7 protein-coding genes are annotated in these 18,387 nt (G+C 72.8%); 4 read left to right on the forward strand and 3 right to left on the reverse strand.

Features of this window, described 5'->3' with window-relative positions; genetic code table 11:
• The first annotated feature begins 10 nt into the window (after positions 1 to 10).
• The 4 genes from WMF46_RS44045 to ltrA all read left to right on the forward strand — a co-directional run bounded on the left by WMF46_RS44045 (position 11) and on the right by ltrA (position 3,611).
• On the forward strand, positions 11 to 685 hold the full coding sequence (locus tag WMF46_RS44045; RefSeq protein ID WP_437982695.1) for an RNA polymerase sigma factor: 675 nt from the start codon (positions 11 to 13) through the stop codon (positions 683 to 685).
• 91 nt (positions 686 to 776) lie between these two features.
• On the forward strand, positions 777 to 1,250 hold the full coding sequence (locus WMF46_RS44050) for a nucleoside 2-deoxyribosyltransferase domain-containing protein (RefSeq protein ID WP_437982696.1): 474 nt from the start codon (positions 777 to 779) through the stop codon (positions 1,248 to 1,250).
• Positions 1,251 to 1,412: 162 nt separating this feature from the next.
• Positions 1,413 to 1,565: a GxxExxY protein gene (locus WMF46_RS44055; RefSeq protein WP_437982697.1), complete on the forward strand. Its 153-nt coding sequence runs from the start codon at positions 1,413 to 1,415 to the stop codon at positions 1,563 to 1,565.
• Positions 1,566 to 2,072: 507 nt separating this feature from the next.
• Entirely contained in the window at positions 2,073 to 3,611 is a 1,539-nt protein-coding gene (ltrA, locus tag WMF46_RS44060) for a group II intron reverse transcriptase/maturase (RefSeq protein ID WP_437979957.1), read from the forward strand.
• Between the two features lie 286 nt (positions 3,612 to 3,897).
• Here ltrA and WMF46_RS44065 read toward each other — a convergent pair whose 3' ends face one another.
• From WMF46_RS44065 to WMF46_RS44075, 3 genes are read right to left on the reverse strand one after another with little or no spacing between them, the layout of a single operon-like run.
• Positions 3,898 to 5,352 carry a diaminobutyrate--2-oxoglutarate transaminase gene (locus WMF46_RS44065; RefSeq protein ID WP_437982698.1) on the reverse strand — a complete coding sequence of 485 codons (1,455 nt, stop codon included), beginning with the start codon at positions 5,350 to 5,352 and terminating at the stop codon, positions 3,898 to 3,900.
• Between the two features lie 10 nt (positions 5,353 to 5,362).
• Positions 5,363 to 9,349, reverse strand: a complete 3,987-nt coding sequence (locus WMF46_RS44070) for a non-ribosomal peptide synthetase (protein ID WP_437982699.1) — start codon at positions 9,347 to 9,349, stop codon at positions 5,363 to 5,365.
• Entirely contained in the window at positions 9,346 to 18,384 is a 9,039-nt protein-coding gene (locus tag WMF46_RS44075; RefSeq protein WP_437982700.1) for an amino acid adenylation domain-containing protein, read from the reverse strand. Before WMF46_RS44075 ends, WMF46_RS44070 begins: the two co-directional genes overlap by 4 nt.
• Positions 18,385 to 18,387 lie beyond the last annotated feature (3 nt).

Below are 18,387 nucleotides of genomic sequence, written 5' to 3' on the forward strand. Positions count from 1 at the left end.
CTGGTGCGTCATGAGCGAGAGCGAGCCAGAGCGACGCCCGGAGGGCGCGGAGCAGGCGAGGGGAGGCGCCGAGGACGCGCGGGCGGCGGGGGCGGTCGCGGCTCTCGTCGAGAGTCACCGCGAGTTTCTGCGCTTCCTGGAACGGAAGGTGGGCAATCGCGCCATCGCCGAGGACATCCTGCAGGACGCCTTCGTGCGGGGCATAGGGCGCATCGACAGCCTGCGCGACGAGGAGTCGGCCACGGCGTGGTTCTATCGGACGCTCCGGAACGCCGTGGTCGACCATTTCCGGCGAAAGGGCGCGTCGGAGCGGGCGATGGCCGCGCTGGCCGCCGAGCTCGACGAGGCGGCCCAGCCCGAGGTGGAGCACCGCGCGGTCTGCCAGTGCGTCCGGGCGCTGGCCGGCACGCTGAAGCCCGAGTACGCCGCCGCGATCCAGCGTGTGGAGGTCGACGGCCTCTCGGTGCAGGCCTTCGCCGAGGAGGCGTCGATCACCGCGAACAACGCGGCGGTGCGCCTCTTCCGCGCCCGCGAGGCCCTCCGCAAGCAGGTGGTCGCGTCGTGCGGGAGCTGCGCGGAGCACGGGTGCCTCGACTGCACGTGCGGCCCGGTGCCCGCGCCGCAGGCGAAGGGCGAGCCCGAGCCGAAGCGAGGCTGCGGGCACGGGAACGGCGGAGCGGGCTGACGGGTTACGGGTTACGGGTTACGGGGCGGGGGAGGGGAGCGGCCCGCATGGCGATCGTCGTCCACGTGTTCTCATCCGCGAGGTGTTCCCCATGATCGAGGTGCTGGCGCCGCGGCCGTTCGACGGATTGGCGGGTCCGAAGCTGTTCCTCGCCGGCTCCATCGACAACGGCCAGGCCGAGCTGTGGCAGGCGCGCGTCGCGGAAGAGCTCGCGGATCTCGAGGTGGTGATCCTCAACCCGAGGCGGGAGCGGTGGGAGCCGGGCTGGGCGCAGAGCCTCGAGAACCCGAGCTTCGTGGAGCAGGTGCAATGGGAGCTCCGCGGGCTCGAGGAGGCGGACGTCATCTTGATGTACTTCGCGCCGGGCTCGAAGGCGCCGATCAGCTTGCTGGAGCTCGGCCTGTTCGGCCGCTCCGGCAAGATGCATGTCGTCTGTCCGGAGGGGTTCTGGCGCAAGGGCAACGTCGATGTCGTGTGCGAGCGGTACGCGATCCCGCGCCATGCGAGCTTGACTGAGGGGCTGCGCGCGGTGCGAGGGGCGCTCGTGCGCAGCAGCGGTGGCTAGGTTCGCGTCGCCCAGCGATGGGCCGCTTCCGGAGCAAGCGCATCAGGCTTCTTCTCCCGGCATCCGGCTTCTTTCCGAGCTCGGCGATTCGCTGACGTCGTCGAGAATCTCGGATTTTAACGCCAAGGCGCAAAGGCGCCAAGGCGCAAAAAGGCGGAGAGAATGACCGAGAATGAGATAGCCAAGGTCGTCGTCGAGTGCAAGGCGGCGGCCGCCTACAACAGAGTGTTCGAGGCGCAGGCTCTCACCTGCCTGCGGCTCTCCAATCTCAAGCTCGCGATTGTCGTCAACTTCGGCGAAGCGAAGGTGAGGTAGGGCATCCATCGCGTCGTCAATGGATTGCAAGAATGACCTCCCTCTCTCTTGCTTTGTCGCGCCTTGGCGCCTTTGCGCCTTGGGTGCGCCGGTAAAACCGGCATCAGGAAGTAGGTGAGCATGCAGCAGTACAGAAGCAAGTCCTACCCCGGGAGGTGCCCACCCCCGGGAAGTCAACCTTGCGGCGGCGTGGGCGACCACGACGGCGAAGCGTAGGAAGACGAGCGGACGGGCCGGGCGATGGAGCCTCGAAAACAAATCAGTCAGTGGGAGCCGACGCGTTCCAAGACCGCGGAAGGCCACGGTGCAGCGGCCGCAAAGACAGCGGTGGGCGATGGCACTGCACTCCCCTCGGGGTCGGAGAGTTCGGCACGTCAGCACTTGCCTGATGAACGGGAACCGGGAGGCCTCGGAGGCGCCTCTTCGCCAGTGGTGGGCGGGAGGCAGGCGCGGGAAGGCGACAAGCCGCAAGCCGCAGGGGCGAAAGCCCCGGAGCCGCATGCCCCGATGGAGTCGGACGAGCCCATAGTACCGAAGAAGTCGGCGAACTCGCGGGTAACGCCCGAGGAGTCGATGGAGGGAAGGGGCGAGGCCAACGGGAATCTCGACCAGCGAAACGCGTCCCGGGCTCAGGATCGGCAAGACGCGCTCACGCACCTGGATCGAGTCGGAAAGCGAGCGACGAAGGAGAAAGGGACGCGGTTCGATAACCTGCTGAGCTACATCAAGGCGCCGCTGCTGAAGGAGGCGTACGAGCGCCTGCGGAAAGACGCGGCACCTGGCGTCGACGGTGAGACGTGGAGCAGCTACGGCGAGAGGCTGGACGCACGGCTGCTCGACCTTCAGGACCGCGTACAACGCGGAAGCTACCATCCGCAACCGGTACGGCGCGTGCACATCCCGAAAGGCGATGGCCGCACGAGGCCGCTCGGGATCCCCGCGCTGGAAGACAAGATCGTCCAGCTGGCGGCGCGGATGCTCCTGGAACCGATCTACGAGCGAAGCGAGTTCCTGGGGTTCTCGTACGGCTATCGGCCAGGCCGGTCGGCGCACGGGGCTCTGGACGCGCTGAGCGTAGCGATCGTCAGCAGAAAGACGAACTGGGTGCTCGACGCAGACATCCGGGCGTTCTTCGACACCATCGATCACGGGTGGATGCAGAAATTCGTCGAGCACCGGATCGTGGATCGACGCATGGTGCGGCTGCTGATGAAGTGGCTGCACGCGGGCGTCATGGAGGACGGCCAGCTCCACGACGTGGAGGAGGGAACGCCGCAGGGGGGGATCATCAGCCCCCTGCTGGCAAACATCTACCTCCACTTCGTGCTCGATCTGTGGGCGCATCGATGGCGGAAGCGGCACGCGCGCGGGGAGATGTACATCGTGCGCTACGCCGACGATGTCGTGATGACCTTCCAGTACGAGCGGGACGCACGGGCGATGCAGGAAGCGCTTGCGGAGCGCCTCGCTCAGTTCGGACTGGAGTTGCATTCTGAGAAGACGCGGGTGCTCCGGTTTGGGCGGTACGCATCGGAGCACTGCGGCAAGGAAGGACACGAGCGGCCAGAGACGTTTGATTTCCTCGGCTTTACGCACATCAGCGCGAAGCGCGTGGATGGACGTTTCGCGCTCGTGCGCCGGACCTCCCGGAAGAAGAGGGCAGCAAAGCTGCGGGATCTCCGTAGGAAAATGAGGCGCAAGGCGCACGACCCAGCCAGGGAGCAACACCGATGGCTGAGCGCCGTGCTCCGAGGGCACTACAACTACTACGGGGTACCTGGAAACGCGCGAGCCCTGGGCTCGTTTCGCCACCAAGTGCGCGAGGCGTGGCACAGGGGCATGCAACGTCGCAGCCAGCGGGCTCGTTGGACGAACGACCAACGGACCCGTTTCGACGAGCGTTTCCCGCTTCCTCCGCCGCGCATCACACACCCCTATCCCACCGTGCGCTTCTCATCCGTAGACCGGAGGTGGGAGCCCGGTGCGGGAAAACCGCACGCCGGGTTCTGTACGGGGGGCGGCCCGAAAGGGCCGTCCCTACCGTGACCGTTAAATTCTCCGGTCTCTCGCTGCGAGTAGACACGCCCATGCTCCGCCTCTGTGACCACGGTCCGGGAGCGGGCGACGCATCCCACGGATGCCCTCGATGCATCGTCCAGCCGTGCGATCCGGCAGGGCTCCCCGCGGATGCCCGCAAGTCGTTCTGCCCTTGCTCGCCCCATGCGCCCACAGATCCTGCGGAGGAGCCATGTAAACGAGTCGACTATCTCGTCCCATTGCGCCGCCCCTGCCCTGCGAACCGTGCCCTCGAGATCTCTCCCCCGAGCGACAGCTACAGGCAGGCCGCCGCCAGCGCCTGACCGAAGATCCTCGCCGCCTCGTCGATCTGCGCCGCCGTGATGACGAGCGGCGGCAGGAAGCGCACCACGCTGCCGTGGCGGCCGCCGAGCTCCACGATCATCCCCCGCCGCAGGCACTCGCGCTGCACGCGCCCGGCGAGGTCGCGGTGGGCAGGGCGCGCCCCGAGCGCGTCGGGCGCGGCCGACGCGTCCACGAGCTCCACGCCGACCATCAGGCCGCGCCCGCGCACGTCGCCGATGCACGCGTGCTCCTTGGCGAGCGCGGCGAGCTGCGCCGTGAGTCGCGCGCCGAGCTCCGCGGCCGCCGCGTCCAGGCGCTCCGCGCGCAGCACCGACATCGTGACCGAGCCCGCCGCCATCGCGAGCTGGTTGCCGCGGAACGTGCCGGCGTGGGCGCCCGGACGCCAGGTGTCGAAGCGCTCGTGATACACCACCACCGAGAGCGGCAGTCCGCCGCCGAGCGCCTTCGAGAGGACCAGCACGTCCGGCTCGATGCCGGCGTGCTCGAACGCGAACATGCGCCCGGTGCGGCCAAAGCCCGTCTGCACCTCGTCGAGGATCAGCGGGATATCATGGCGCGTCGCCAGCTCCCGCAGCCCCTTCAGCCAGGCGACCGGCGCCGGGATCATGCCCCCCTCGCCCTGCACCGCCTCGATGATGATGGCAGCGGGCTTGGGCACGCCGCCCTCCGGATCGGACAGCAGGTTGTCGATGTACGCGAGCGAGGCCGCGATGCCGGCGGCGCCGCCGAGCCCGAACGGGCAGCGGTACTCGTACGGATACGGCAGGAACTGCACACCGTTCAGGCTGGTGCCGAGCGCCGCCTTGGGCCCGAGATTGCCCATCAGGGTGAGCGCGCCCTGCGTCATGCCGTGGTACGCGCCCTGAAAGGCCAGCACCGTGCCGCGCCCGGTCGCGAGCTTGACCAGCTTCAGCGCGGCTTCCACGGCGTCCGCCCCCGTGGGGCCGCAGAACTGGATGCGCGCATGGCGGGCAAAGGCCGCAGGCAACACGCCGAGCACGTCCTGCGTGAAGCGATCTTTGACAGGTGTGGTGAGGTCCAGCGTGTGGAGCGGTAGACCGGAGTGCAGCGTCCGCACCAGGACGTCGGTGACCGCGGGGTGGTTGTGCCCGAGCGCCAGGGTGCCGGCCCCGGCCAGACAATCGAGGAACACGCGCCCCTCGACGTCTTCCACGTACACGCCCTGCGCGCGCGAGAGCGCCAGCGGCAGCCGCCGTGGGTACGAGCGGGCGTTCGACTCGCGCTGCCGCTGCCGCTCGAGCAAGGGGTGATCCCCGAGCTCGTACAGCGCGCGCCGCCGGTGGCGCTCGCCGAGCTCCGCGGCGAGGCCCGCGTGAAGGGGGGATCTGGAGGCCGCCGGCACCTGGTCCGACAAAGGCAAACTGGAAGCTGCGGATAGAGTCATGGTGTACTCCCTAGTGAGAGGGGTTGTTCCGCTCCGGGCGCTCCAGGGCGCGCTCATCGAGGTCCAGGACCTCCAGGGCCGCGCGCACGTGCACATGCACGTCGGGCCCCTGCACGGCGGCGATGTGATCGCCGGGAAGAATTGCCGAGCGCGCTGCTCCCGCCGTGTACTGCTGCCAGTCCATGGGCGGGCCGCCGTGGAGCTCGATCGTCTCGGTGCTCCACCACGCGTGGATCGGCGCGGCGACGGATCGCGACGGCAGATCCCTCGCGAGCAGGGCCGCGCCTCGGAGCAGCGCGTACCGGTGGTGATAGGCGGCGGGCGGGATGTCGCTCGACGCAAAGCCGCGGGTCTGCGCCCAGCGCACGGCCTCCGCCACGCGCTCGCCGTCGCTCAGCCCCTCGAGCCGCTCCCGCAGCGCGTCGAGCTCCGCCGGCGCGAGCGCGAGCAGCTCCGCGCTCCGGCCCTGATCGATGTACGCCGCCAGCTCCTCGACGACATCCGGCTCGCCCGCCGCGTAGAGCTGCGTGCGCGGCTGCGCGTCCAGCATGCCGAGGAAGGCGACCCGCTCGCCCTGCTCCTCCAGCGCCCGGGCGACGGCGAGCGCCAGCACGCCGCCCACGGACCACCCGAGGAGGCGGTACGGGCCGCGCGGCTGCCGCTCCCGGATCTCGCGCGACAGCCGCTCGACGATCCGAGGGAGCGAGAGCGCGGCGGCCTCACCCGCGAGCGACGGGCCCAGATCGAGCCCGAGCACCGGCTGCTCCTCGCTCATGGCCGCGGCGAGGCCGCGGTACGCCATGACGTGCAGGCCCGAGGGATCCACGCAGAAGAGCGGCGGGCGCGACCCGCCGGCGCGGAGCTCGACGACGCTCGACGCCGGACCCCCGGCGTCGAGGAGCCGGGCCAGCCCCGCCACGGTCGGCGCCTCGAAGATCGCCATCAACGACAGCGCGCCGCCGAGCGCCTGCTGGATCCGGTGCATCAGCGGGATCGCCATCAGCGAGTGCCCGCCGAGGTCGAAGAAGTTGTCCTCGACGCCGACCTGCGGGCGCCCCAGGACGTCGGCCCAGATCGCCGCGAGCGCCTCCTCGACCGGCGTCCGCGGCGCGACGTACTCGCGCCGCCGGCGCGCGGCAGGGCTGGGCAGCGCCTTGCGATCCACCTTCCCGTTCGCGGTGAGCGGCAGCGCGTGCAGCACCACGACGTCGCTCGGGTGCATGTACTCGGGTAGCCGGTCCTTGAGGAACCCGCGCAGCGCCGCCTCGTCGACCGCGCCTTCCCGGGGGACGACGTAGGCGACGATGCTCGGCCCGACCGCGCCGTCCTGGCGCGCGGCGACGACGACGGCCTGCCCGACCGCGGGGTGCTCGCGGACACGCGCCTCGATCTCCCCGAGCTCCACGCGGAAGCCGCGGATCTTCACCTGGTGATCGCGCCGGCCCATGAACTCGATGGCGCCGTCGGGCCGGTACCGCGCCCGATCGCCCGTCCGGTAGAGCCGCGCGCCCACGCCGAAGGGGTGCGGCACGAACCGCTCCGCGGTCAGATCCGGCTGGCCGAGGTAGCCGCGCGCGAGGCCGGCCCCGCCCAGGTACAGCTCGCCCACCGTGCCCGCGGGCGCCGGCTCCAGGCGCTCGTCGAGGACGTACGCCTCCGCGCTGGCGAGCGGACGGCCGATCGGCACCGACGCGCACCCGCGCCGGTCGCGCAGCGCGCGCAGCGGCAAGACCAGCGCGCCCACCGTCGTCTCGGTCGGCCCGTAGTGGTTCGCCACGGCGCAGCCGCTCGAGAGCGCCGCGATCCGCTCGACGAGCGCGAGCGGCAGCGCCTCTCCGCCGAGCACCAGGAGCCGCCGCGGCAGCACCGCCGCGCCCTCGCCCGTGTCGAGCAGCGCGCTCAGGTGCGACGGCACGATCTTCAGCACGTCGATCGGCCAGCGCCTGTAGTACTCCGAGAAGAGCCGGCCGTCGGTCGCCGTCTCGTAGCCGATCACGTGGAGGCACCCGCCCGAGGCGAGCGCGCCGAAGATGCTCGTGTTGCCGAGATCGGCGCTCAGCGTCGAGACGGTCGCGAAGTGCAGGCCGGCCTCGATGATCCCGAGCGCATCGCACACCGAGCGGGTGTAACTGGCGATGCCGCGGTGGGTGACGCCGACGCCCTTGGGCTCACCGGTCGAGCCCGACGTGAAGACGACGGACGCGAGATCGTCGGGCAGCACCGGCACGGCCGGGTCGCCTTCGGGCTCGCCGTCGAGCAGCGCCGCGTCGTCCAGGGAGAGGACGGCGCAATCGGTGTCCGACAGGTCCGGTAGCCGGGCGCGGACGGGCGCGTTCGTGAGCAGGACGGAGAAGCCCGGGCGCTGGATCTGCTGGGTGAGACGCTGCACCGGGGCGTGCGGGTCGAGCGGCACGTAGGCGCCGCCGGCCTTCAGGATGCCGAGGAGGCCCGCGATCATGTCCACGGATCGCTCGCCGCAGAGGCCGACAGGGCTGCCGCCGCCGACGCCGCGGCGGCGGAGGTGGTGGGCGAGCCGGTTGGCCTGCTGGTTGAGCTCGCGGTAGGTCAGCCGCCGGTCGCCCGCGACCACCGCCAGCGCGTCCGGCTGCCGCGCCGCGTGCTCCTCGAACGCCTCGTGCAGGCACCGCGGGGGCGCGGCGTCGTGCGCCGCCCCCCGGCCCTCGGAGAGCCGCCGCGCCCGCTCCGCGGGGCCGAGCAGGCCGAGGCGCGAGGTCGGCTCCGACCAGGCCTCGGCCGCGCTGCCGAGCAGCGCCCGGTACTGCTCGGCCATCGCGAGGACGCCCTCCGCCCCGCAGCGGCGCGCGTCGTGCCAGAGCGAGAGGCGCACGCGGCCCCGCCCGCGCTGGGCCGAGAGCGCGAGCTTGAGCCCGCCCGCGCCCGTGCACTGGCGCTCGACGTGCCACGCGACGCCGCCCGCCACCCTGGGCTCGGGGAGCGACGAGAACTCGAAGCCGACGGTGCTCCCGGGCCCCCCGCCGTCCGCCGGCAGGTCGGGGTTCCAGTGCTCCTCCTCCTCGGTCGCCTCCTCGACGCCGGCCTGCGCCCGGCGCACCAGCTCGGCGAACCGCTGCGCCTCGTCCACGCGGCACGGGACCGGGAGCCACTTGGCCACCGGGCCCATGACCTCCTGGACGTCCTCGAGCCGCCGCATGGCCGAGGCCACCGCGACGACGAGCTCCCGCGAGCCGGTGAGGCGCGCGAGGTGGAGCTGGAAGGCCGCGAGCAGGACCGACGAGAGCGAGGCCCCCTCGCCGCGGGCCAGCGACTCGAGCCGGCCGAGCAGCGCCGCGTCGACCTCGATCTCGACCACCTCGCCGGAGGCGCCGCCCTCCCCGGCGGCGCCCTCGAACGGGAGGACGACGGGCACCCCCGAGGGGGCCGGCGCGCTCTCCGCCGAGTCGACGAGCTCGTTCTGCCACTCGGCGAACTGGGCGTACTGCACGGGCTCCGCCCCGGCCTCCCGCCGATCGTCGGCGCCGGCGTAGGCCTCGGCCAGCTCGCGGAACAGGAGGTCCAGCGTCCACGCGTCGGCAGAGAGCGCGGGCGCCGCGACGAGCAGGTCGTGCAGCCGCTCGGCGCGGCGCACCAGCCACACGTGGAGCAGCGGCCCGCGCTCGAGGTCGACCTCGATCCGCGCGGCCTCGCGCCAGAGCGCCTCGACGTGCGCCTCCTGCTCGCCGGCCGCGCGGCCGCCCAGATCCACCCGGCGCCACGCGGGCGCCGCCCCGCTGACGGCCTGCAGCGGGAACTTGAGGCGCGGATCCCGGCGGAACGTCGTCCTCGGCATCTCGTGGCGCGCGACGACCTGGCCGAGGGCGCTGGCCAGCCGCGCGGCGTCGAGGTCTCCCTCCAGGCGGATCAACCCGCGCGCGAACACCGTGGTTCCGCTCCGGTGGAGCGCCCACAGGCGCCGCTGCTGCGGCGACAGGCGCACGCCCTGCACGCTCGGCCCGAGCTCGCTGACCTGCGTCGTCATGACGCCACCGCGCCATCCGACGTTCGCGACGCCCGCGACGCCTGCATCGCCCGCTCGGCCGTGATCATCTCGCCCATGGCCACCACGATCTTCCGCGGGCCCGAGAACGGATCGCGGCCGTGGGCCACGAGCATGTTGTCGAGCAGGATGATGTCGCCCTCCTGCCACGGGAACCGCACGGCGCAGCGCTCGTACGCCTCGCCGAGCGCGCGCGTCGTCTCGACCTCGATCGGCGCGCCGTCGCCGTAGGTCACGTTGCGCGGCAGCCACTGCTCGCCGACCATGGCCAGGAGCGACTCGCGCACCGGCGCCTCCAGGTACGCCGGGTGGTGCAGCTGGATCTGGTTGAAGAACACCTGCTCTCCCGTCTTCGGGTGCGAGAGCACAGCCGGCCCGCGCTGGCTGATCCGCAGCCGGCCGCCCGCGAGCCACTCGCACCGCATGCCGCCGGCGCGGCAGCGCTCCTCCACGACCGCGGGATCCGTGGTGTGGAAGAAGTCCTGCCAGCCCACGTCGAAGCCCGGCGTGAAATTCCGCACGTAGAGCAGCCCCGACCGCCGGAAGCGCTCGCGGACGTCGGGCGCGAGGGCCTCGTAGAGCCTCCGGCAGTCCACGATCGGCGTCGCGCCGCCCTCCGGCGCGGCCTGCACGCAGAAGAACCACTGCTTGAGCGGCCAGCGCGGCAGGTGCGAGCTCTCGTTGTGGAACAGGATGGCCTTGTCGGCCGGGTAGGGCGTCGAGCTGTAGATGTGCTGTCCGGTCTTCTCCCGGGGAAGATCGCCGTACTCGCCGAACAGCTCGCCGCAGATGGCCTGCGCGACCTGCTCGAACTCGGGGGCCGACTTGATCGGGAAGCCGCGGAACAGCACGGCCCCGTGCCGGAGCAGCTGCGCCTCGACGAACGCCCGCTCCTCGCGGGCCCAGGCCGCGAGATCCACGTCGGCCACCGCCGGCCTCACGACGAGCGGCAGCGGCCCGTCGCCCAGCGTGCTGGTCGCGACCAGCGCGCTCGGGCCCACGTCCACCTTGCGGGGGGTGATGCGCTTGAGGCTCCGGAGCCGGCCCTCGTCGCGCGCGCGTCCTTCCACGGTGCGTTCCTTCCTCTCCGCTGCCGCGAGCGCCGTCACGCGGCGGTCGGGGTCGTCCACGATGGCCCGCAGCACGGCCATGAAGTGGGCCGCCATCACCTCGATGGTGGGCGGCTCGAACAGATCGGCGCGGTACTTCCACGTGCACGCGAGCCCCTCGTCCGTCTCCTCGACGAACACGCCGAGGTCGAACCGCGACACCTCGCGGTCGAGATCCATGGCGCTGAAGCGCACGCCGGGCAGCGAGATCTCCGACGCCGGCACGTTCTGCAGGACGAACAGCGTCTGCACGAGGGGGTGGCGGCCGGGCTCGCGGGCCGGCCGCACGGCGTCGACCACCTGCTCGAACGGCAGATCCTGGTGCGCGTACGCGTCGAGCGTGACCTCCCGGACCCGCTGAAGGAGCTCCCGGAACGTGGGCAGGCCGCCGAGATCCGTGCGCAGGACGAGCAGGTTGACGAAGAACCCGATGAGCCCCTCGGTCTCCGCGCGGTTGCGGCCCGCGACGTCGGTCCCGACGAGGACGTCGCTCTGGCCCGTGCGCCCGAGGAGCACGACCTTGAACGCCGCGAGCAGCGTCATGAAGAGCGTGGCGCCCTCGCGCCGGCCGAGCGCGCGCAGCGCCTCGGAGAGCGCGCGGTCCACCGCGATCGTGCGGCGCCCGCCGCGGTAGGTCGACGCGGCGGACCGGGGATGATCCGGGCGCAGATCGAGCGCCGGCGGAGGCCCGGCGAGCCGCTCGCGCCAGGCGCCGAGCAGCGCCTCGCGGACCGGCCCTTGGATCCACTGCCGCTGCCAGACGGCGAAGTCCGCGTACTGGACCGGCAGCGGCCGGAGCGCCGGCGGCCGCCCGGCCCTCGCCGCGGCGTACAGCTCGGCCAGGTCCGCGACCAGCACGTTCATGGTCCAGCCGTCCGCCACGATGTGGTGGACGACGACGACCAGCACGAGCTCGTCGTGGCGCAGCTGGATCGCGGTCAGCCGCAGGAGCGGCCCGCGACCGAGATCGAAGGGCCGCTCCGCGCGGTCCGTCGCCAGGCGCTGGACCGCCGCGCCGCGCTCCGCCTCGGGCGTCGCCGACAGGTCCACCACCTCGAACCCCGGCGCGCCCTCGGGGGCGATCACCTGCACCGGCTCGCCCGAGACCACGCCGAACGTGGTCCTCAGCGACTCGTGGCGCCGGACGAGCGCCGCGAGGCTCTCCTGGAGCACCGCGAGGTCGAGCTCCCCCTCGACGCGCACGGCCGCGGTCATGTTGTACCCGGCGCTGTCGGGCTCGAGCTGGGCCAGGAACCACAGGCGCTGCTGCGCGAACGAGAGCGGCAGCGGCCCCTGCCGCGGCGCCGCGACGAGCGGCGGCGGCGCCCCGGCCGCGGGCGCGCCGCCGCCCGCATCGCGCCGTCGATCGACGTCGCGGGCGAGCTCGGCCACCGTGGGGTGGTCGAACACGCTCCGGAGCGGCAGCTCGACGCCGAGCGCCTTGCGCACGCGCGACACCACCTGCGTGGCCAGCAGCGAGTGCCCGCCGAGCTCGAAGAAGCCCGCGTGGACAGGCGCCCGCTCGATCCCCAGCACCTCCGCCCAGATGCCCGCGAGGGCCTCCTCGGTCGGCGTCGTCGGGGCGCCGGCCGTCGCGCCGTCCGGATCGGCCGCGGGCGCGTCCGGCGCCGGCAGCGCCTTGCGGTCCACCTTGCCGTTCGGGGTGAGCGGCAGCGCGGGCAGGGCGACGAAGACGGGCGGCACCATGTAGTCGGGCAGCGCCTCCTTCAGGAACTCGCGCAGGCGCTCGGGCGCAGGGGTCGCGCCGCCCTCGCCGACGACATAGGCCACGAGCCGCTTGCCCGAGGTGCGCTCCTCCCGGACCGTGACCACGGCCTCCCGGACCTCCGGGTGCCGCGCGAGGCGCGCCTCGATCTCCCCGAGCTCGATGCGGAAGCCGCGGATCTTCACCTGGTGATCCCGCCGCCCCGAGAACTCGAGGGTGCCGTCCGCGAGGCGCCGGCCGAGATCGCCGGTGCGGTACATGCGCGCGCCGGGCGCGCCGCCGAACGGGTCGGGCACGAAGACCTCCGCGGTCCGCGCGGGGTCGTTCAGGTAGCCGCGCCCCACGCCGATGCCAGCGACGCAGATCTCGCCGGTCACGCCGACGGGCGCGAGGTCGCCGCCCGTCACGACGTGGAGCCTCACGTTGGGCACGGGCCGGCCGATGGGCATGTGGACGACCTCGGGCCCCGGGGCCGCCGTGATCGTGTGCAGCGCCACGTCGTCGGCGCACTCGGCCGGGCCGTAGGCGTTCATCAGGGGGACGCCGGGGTACCGCGCGAACCACCGGCGGGAGAGGTCGGGCGTCAGCGCCTCACCGGTGGGCAGCATCCACCGGAGGCGCGGGAGGCGCGGCGCGTCGGCGTCCGCCGAGACGAGCTCCGCGAGCAGCGACGGGACCAGCTCGAGGACCGTGATCCCCTGCGCCTCGGCCTCCTCCAGCAGGCGCCGCGGATCGCCCACGATCTCCTCGGGGACGATGTGGACGCGGCCGCCGCAGAGCAGCGCCGAGAGGAGCTGCCAGACCGAGATGTCGAAGCACTGGGACGCGGTCTGGCCGATCACGTCCGAGGGGCCGAGCTCCAGCGCGGGGATCTTCCCCCGCACGTTGTTGAGCATCCCCGCGTGCTCGACCATCGCGCCCTTCGGCACGCCGGTCGATCCGCTCGTATAGATCACGTACGCGAGGTGGCCCGGGCCGGCGAGCCGCGGCGGGTCGCCTTCGGGCGCGGGCCCGTGCTGCGCGGCGAGGCGCTCGCGCGTCACGAACCGCGGCCGCGCCGGCTCCGGCAGGTGCGCGAGCGCCTTCCCGAGCCGCGGGACCCACGCCTCCGAGGTCACGACCACCGGCGCGCGGCTGGCCTCGACGACGCTGGCGATGCGCTGCTCCGGCTGGTGAGGATCGAGCGGGAGGTACGCGCCGCCGGCCTTGAGCACGCCGAGCACCGCGACGACCAGCTCGATGTCGCGCGACTCCAGCACGGCGACGATCGTGTCCGGGCCGACCCCCTGCGCCCGCAGCGCGTGGGCGACGTGGTTCGCGGCGCGGTTCAGGGCTGCATAGGTGATCCGGCGACCGCGGCACGTGACGGCGTCCGCGTCCGGCGTTTTGCGCGCCTGGGCCTCGAAGAGCGCCACATAGCCCGGCGCGGCGGGCTCCGCGCTCCCGGTGTCGTTCCACTCCAGGAGCAGCTGCCGGCGCTCGCGCTCGCTCAGGGGCGAGAGGTCGCCCAGCCGGGCCTCCGGACGACGGGCCATCTCCGAGAGCAGCTGGACCAGGTGGCCCAGCATCCGCTCGACCGCGTCGTGATCGAACAGGCGCCGGTCGTACGAGAGCCGGATCCCGAGCCCCGCGCTCGGGTAGGCCACGACCGTCATCGGGTAGTTCGTGTGGACGCGGTCCTGCTCGTAGGAGAGGTGGACGTCGCCCACCTGCTCCCCGAGGCGGGGGTCCTTCGGCGCGTTCTCGAAGACGACGAGGCTGCCGAACAGCGCCTGTCCCTTGGGGAGCTCGCTCCACCGCTGGATCTCGACGAGCGGCGGATGCTCGACCTCGCGGATACGGTAGTTGTGGGCCAGGAGCCCCTTGAGCCACGGCACGAGCGGCTGCTCGGGCGACACGCGGACCCGCAGCGGCAGGCTGTTGATGAAGAGGCCGACGATCGTCTCCACGCCGGGCAGATCGGTCGGGCGGCCCGCCACGGTCACGCCCAACACGACGTCGCGCCGGCCGCTGTAGCGGCTCAGGAGGAGCGCCCAGGCCCCTTGCACGAAGGTGTTGGGTGTCAGCCCGTGCTGGTGCGCGAGGCCGAGGAGCGTCTCGGTCAACGCCGGGGGCAGCTCGACGAACGCATCGCTGACCCCGGCCCCCGCGGGCGGCGCCGCTCCTTCGGAGAGGATCCGGTCCACGCCGAGGGGCGTCGGCTCCGTGAAGCCGCGGAGCTCCTCGCGCCAGAACCGTTCGGCCGCCGGGAGATCCTGCTGCGCGAGCCACGCGATGTAGTCGCGGTACGGGCGCGGCTCGGGCAGCTCCAGCGAGCGGCCCTCGCGGAGCGCCGCGTAGTACGAGAGGCACTCCATCATCAGCACGGAGAAGCACCAGTCGTCCGTGAGGATGTGGTGGAAGCTCCGGACGATGCGGTAGGCGTCGTCCCGCACGCGGATCAGCCGGATCCGCATGAGCGGCGCCCGGGTCATGTCGAGCCCCTCGGCGAGCTCGGCCTCGAGCGTCTCGGCGAGGCGCCTCTCCTGCTCGGCCTCGGTCTGGTCGCGCCAGTCGAGGAACCGGATGACGTCGGAGAGGTCGACCTCCCGGTGGACGATCTGGAGCGGTCGCTCGAGATCCTTCCAGACGAAGGACGTCCTCAGGATCGGGTGCCGCGCCGCCACCCGCCGCCAGGCCTCGACGACGAGGTCGGCATCGAGCGCGCCGTGCCACACGTAGTGCTGCTGCATCAGGTAGATGCCCGAGCCAGGGTTCAGCAGGGTGTGGAAGAGCATCCCCTCCTGCATCGGCGAGAGCGGGTAGACGTCATCGAGCCCCGACGGATCCGGCAGGTGGCGCGCGATCTCGTCGTCGGTGAGGCCGCTCAGCGAGAACCGGGACGGCGTCGCCTCGGGCCGATCTCCTTGCGGCGCTCCGGCCTGGTCTGGGGCTGCACCCGGGGCGACGGGGGCAGAGCCCGCGGCCGAGGCCGCCGCGGAGGAGACCGCGACCGCCGCGGCGGCGGCCACCGTCGGGTGGTCGAACAGGTCCTTCGGGCTCAGCTTGACGCCGCGCTGGTTGGCGCGCGCGATGACCTGGAGGCTCCGGATGGAGTCGCCGCCGAGGGCGAAGAAGTTGTCGTGGATGCCGACCCGCTCCACGCGCAGGATGTCGGCCCAGATCTGGGCGAGCGTGGCCTCGACCTCGTTCCGGGGCGCGACGAAGCCTCCGGCGTCCGGCGCGCCCGCCCGCTCGGGCTCCGGCAGCGCCGCGCGGTCGATCTTGCCGTTCGGGGTGAGCGGCAGCGCCGGCAGCGGCACGATCACGGCGGGCACCATGTAGTCGGGCAGCTGCTGGGCGAGCCGCGCGCGGAGCGCCGCCGCGTCGAGCGCCGCCTCGCGGGCCACCACGTAGGCCACGAGGCGCACGGCCCCGCCGCTGTCCCGCGCCGCCACGACCGCCTCGCGCACCTCGGGCTGCTCGCGCAGCCGCGCCTCGATCTCGCCCAGCTCCACGCGGTGGCCGCGCAGCTTGATCTGGTGATCGGTGCGCCCGAGGAACTCGATCGCCCCGTTCGCAAGGAGGCGCACCCGATCCCCGGTGCGGTACAGCCGACCCCCCGGGACGCCCCCGAACGGATCCGGGACGAAGCGCTCCGCCGTCAGCTCAGGGCGAGCGTGGTAGCCGCGCGTCACGCCAGCCCCGCCCAGGTAGAGCTCCCCGGGTACGCCCACCGGCACGGGCTCAAAATTTACACCAAGGACATACGCATGGGTGTTCGGTAGCGGCCGGCCGATGGGCACCGTCGCTCCGGAGCGGCCACGCGCTGGGTCGACCTGCCATGTGAGCGAGCCAACGGTCGTCTCGGTGGGGCCGTAGTGGTTCACCACGGTGCAGCCCGGCGCGAGCGTCCGGATCCGCTCGATGAGCTCCCAGCTCGAGGCCTCTCCGCCGACCACGAGGCAGCGCGTCGGCAGGACGCGCTCGGGGTGCGCCGCTTCGAGGAGCGCGGCGAGGTGGCTGGGGACGATCTTGAGGGCGTCGACCCCGTGGCGGCTCATGTACTCGGCGGTCGCGTCGGGATCGAAGATCCGCGCCTCGGACAGGACGTGCAGCGCGCGGCCCGAGCAGAGCGCGCCGAAGAGCGACGTGTGCCCGAGATCCGCGGCCACGGTCGAGACGAGCGCCATGCCGCCGCCCTCGGCGAGCGGCAGCCGCGCGAGCGCGCCGCGCACGTAGTTCACGAGGTGGCGGTGCTCGACGGCCACGCCCTTCGGGCGCCCCGTCGAGCCCGAGGTGTAGATGAGGTAGGCGATGTTCTCGGGCCGGGCCGTCGCGCCGAGCGGCGCGTCGGACTCGGCCGCGAGGGCGCCCGCGTCGCGGTCCAGGAAGAGCAGCGCGGGCCCCGGCTCGTCGAACGCGCCGGCCCATCGCTCCTGCGTGAGCACGACGCGCGCGCCGCTGTCCTCGACCACCGCGCGGAGCCGCTCGCGCGGGAACTTCGGATCGACGGGCACGTACGCGGCGCCGGCCTTGAGCACGCCGAGCAGCGCGAGGACCATCTCCGCCGAGCGCTCGATGCACAGGACGACCCGGTCCTCGGGCCCCACGCCGAGCGCCTGCAGCCTCCGCGCGAGCTGGTTCGTCCTCCGGTCGAGCTCCCCGTAGGTCAGCGCCGTCTCCTCGCAGACGACCGCGAGCGCGTCGGGCCGCGCGGCGGCGTGCGCCTCGAAGAGCTCGTGGACGCAGGCCGCCGGCGGGGAGGCCGTGGCCGTCGCGTTCAGGTCGGTGAGCAGGCGCCGCCGCTCGGCCGCGCCCACGAGGGGCAGCTCGGCCAGGCGGGCTTGCGGCCGCGCCGCCATCGCCTCGAGCAGCGCGCGGCACTGGCCGAGCAGGCTGGCCGCGGCCTCGTGCGTGAGGCGGCGGCGCTCGTACGAGAGGATGAGTCCGAGCTCGCTCGATGGCTCGACGATGAGCGACACCGGGTAGTTGTTGCGCCCGCCGGTGAGCAGGGCGTCGCCGACGCGCCCGCCGCCGGGCCGGGGCAGGGCGCGGACGCGCACGTCGCGCGCGTCGGATTGAGCATCGGGCACCTCCTCCTCGGGGTAGCTGTCGAACACCACCAGGCTGTCGAAGAGCGACCTCCCGCCCGGCACGTCGCTCCAGCGCTGGACGAGCGAGAGGGGAGCCCACTCGTGCTGGCGCAGCTCGCTGTTGCGGTCTTGCAGCCGTGAGAGCCAGGCGGCGAGCGGCTCGTGCTCGTCCACGCGGACCCGCACCGGCAGGGTGTTGATCAGCACGCCGACGATCGCCTCGGAGCCGGGGAGCTCCGGGGGACGGCCCGAGACCGTGGCGCCGAAGACCACGTCGGGCTCTCCGCTGTGCCGGGAGAGCAGGAGGGCCCACGCGCCCTGCACGAGGGTGTTCAGCGTGATGCGCATGCGGCGCGCGCAGGCCGCGAGCGCCTCCGTCTCGGCCCGCGAGAAGCGCAGCGCCTGCTCGGCGCAGGGGAACGCGTCGTCGCCCGCCGTGGCCTCCGCCGGGCCGGCCTCCATCGGGAGCGGCGTCGGCGTCCGGAAGCCGGCCAGCGCGCCGCGAAAGAACCGCTCGGCCGTGCCTTCGTCCTGGGCCTGCACCCAGCTCAGGTACTCCCGGTACGGGCGCGCCCGCGGCAGCTCGGGCACCGTGCTCCGCGCGAGCGCCTGGTAAACGAACAGCGCCTCTCTCAGCAAGAGGGCGAAGCTCCACCCGTCCAGCAAGAGGTGGTGATGGCTGTTGATGAAATAAAAGGCATTGTCCGCGGCCTGGACCACCGTGAGCCGCATGAGTGGGGCTTTCAGCAGGTCGAAGCCGGCGCGCCGGTCCGCGTCCATGAGCGCGGAGAGGGCCTCGTCGCGCTCGCCGGCCGCGAGCCCGCGGAGGTCGTGGCGCGCCACCGGGATCGTCACCCGCGGTCGGACGACCTGCACGGGCTTCGCGACGCCCTCCCAGACGAAGGCGGTGCGCAGGATGGGGTGCCGCTCCGCGAGCGCCTGCCAGGCGCGCTCGAAGGCGTCCAGATCGAGGCGCCCCTCCAGCAGGAAGGCCGTTTGGACGAAGTACGGGTCGGCGGACCGGTCCGAGACCGCGTGAAAGAGCAATCCCTGCTGGAGCGGGGAGAGGTAGTGAATCGACTCGATGTCTTTCTTCTTGTTCGTCATGGC

It is taken from the genome of Sorangium sp. So ce117, from assembly GCF_051524395.1.
Lineage (GTDB): Bacteria > Myxococcota_A > Polyangia > Polyangiales > Polyangiaceae > Sorangium > Sorangium cellulosum_B.

Excerpts from the sequence above, each read along its gene's own strand:
- WMF46_RS44045 (WP_437982695.1), top strand. The coding sequence starts at position 11 with ATGAGCGAGAGCGAGCCAGAGCGACGCCCGGAGGGCGCGGAGCAGGCG.
- WMF46_RS44050 (WP_437982696.1), top strand. The coding sequence starts at position 777 with ATGATCGAGGTGCTGGCGCCGCGGCCGTTCGACGGATTGGCGGGTCCG.
- WMF46_RS44055 (WP_437982697.1), top strand. The coding sequence starts at position 1,413 with ATGACCGAGAATGAGATAGCCAAGGTCGTCGTCGAGTGCAAGGCGGCG.
- ltrA (WP_437979957.1), top strand. The coding sequence starts at position 2,073 with ATGGAGTCGGACGAGCCCATAGTACCGAAGAAGTCGGCGAACTCGCGG.
- WMF46_RS44065 (WP_437982698.1), bottom strand. The coding sequence starts at position 5,352 with ATGACTCTATCCGCAGCTTCCAGTTTGCCTTTGTCGGACCAGGTGCCG.
- WMF46_RS44070 (WP_437982699.1), bottom strand. The coding sequence starts at position 9,349 with ATGACGACGCAGGTCAGCGAGCTCGGGCCGAGCGTGCAGGGCGTGCGC.
- WMF46_RS44075 (WP_437982700.1), bottom strand. The coding sequence starts at position 18,384 with ATGACGAACAAGAAGAAAGACATCGAGTCGATTCACTACCTCTCCCCG.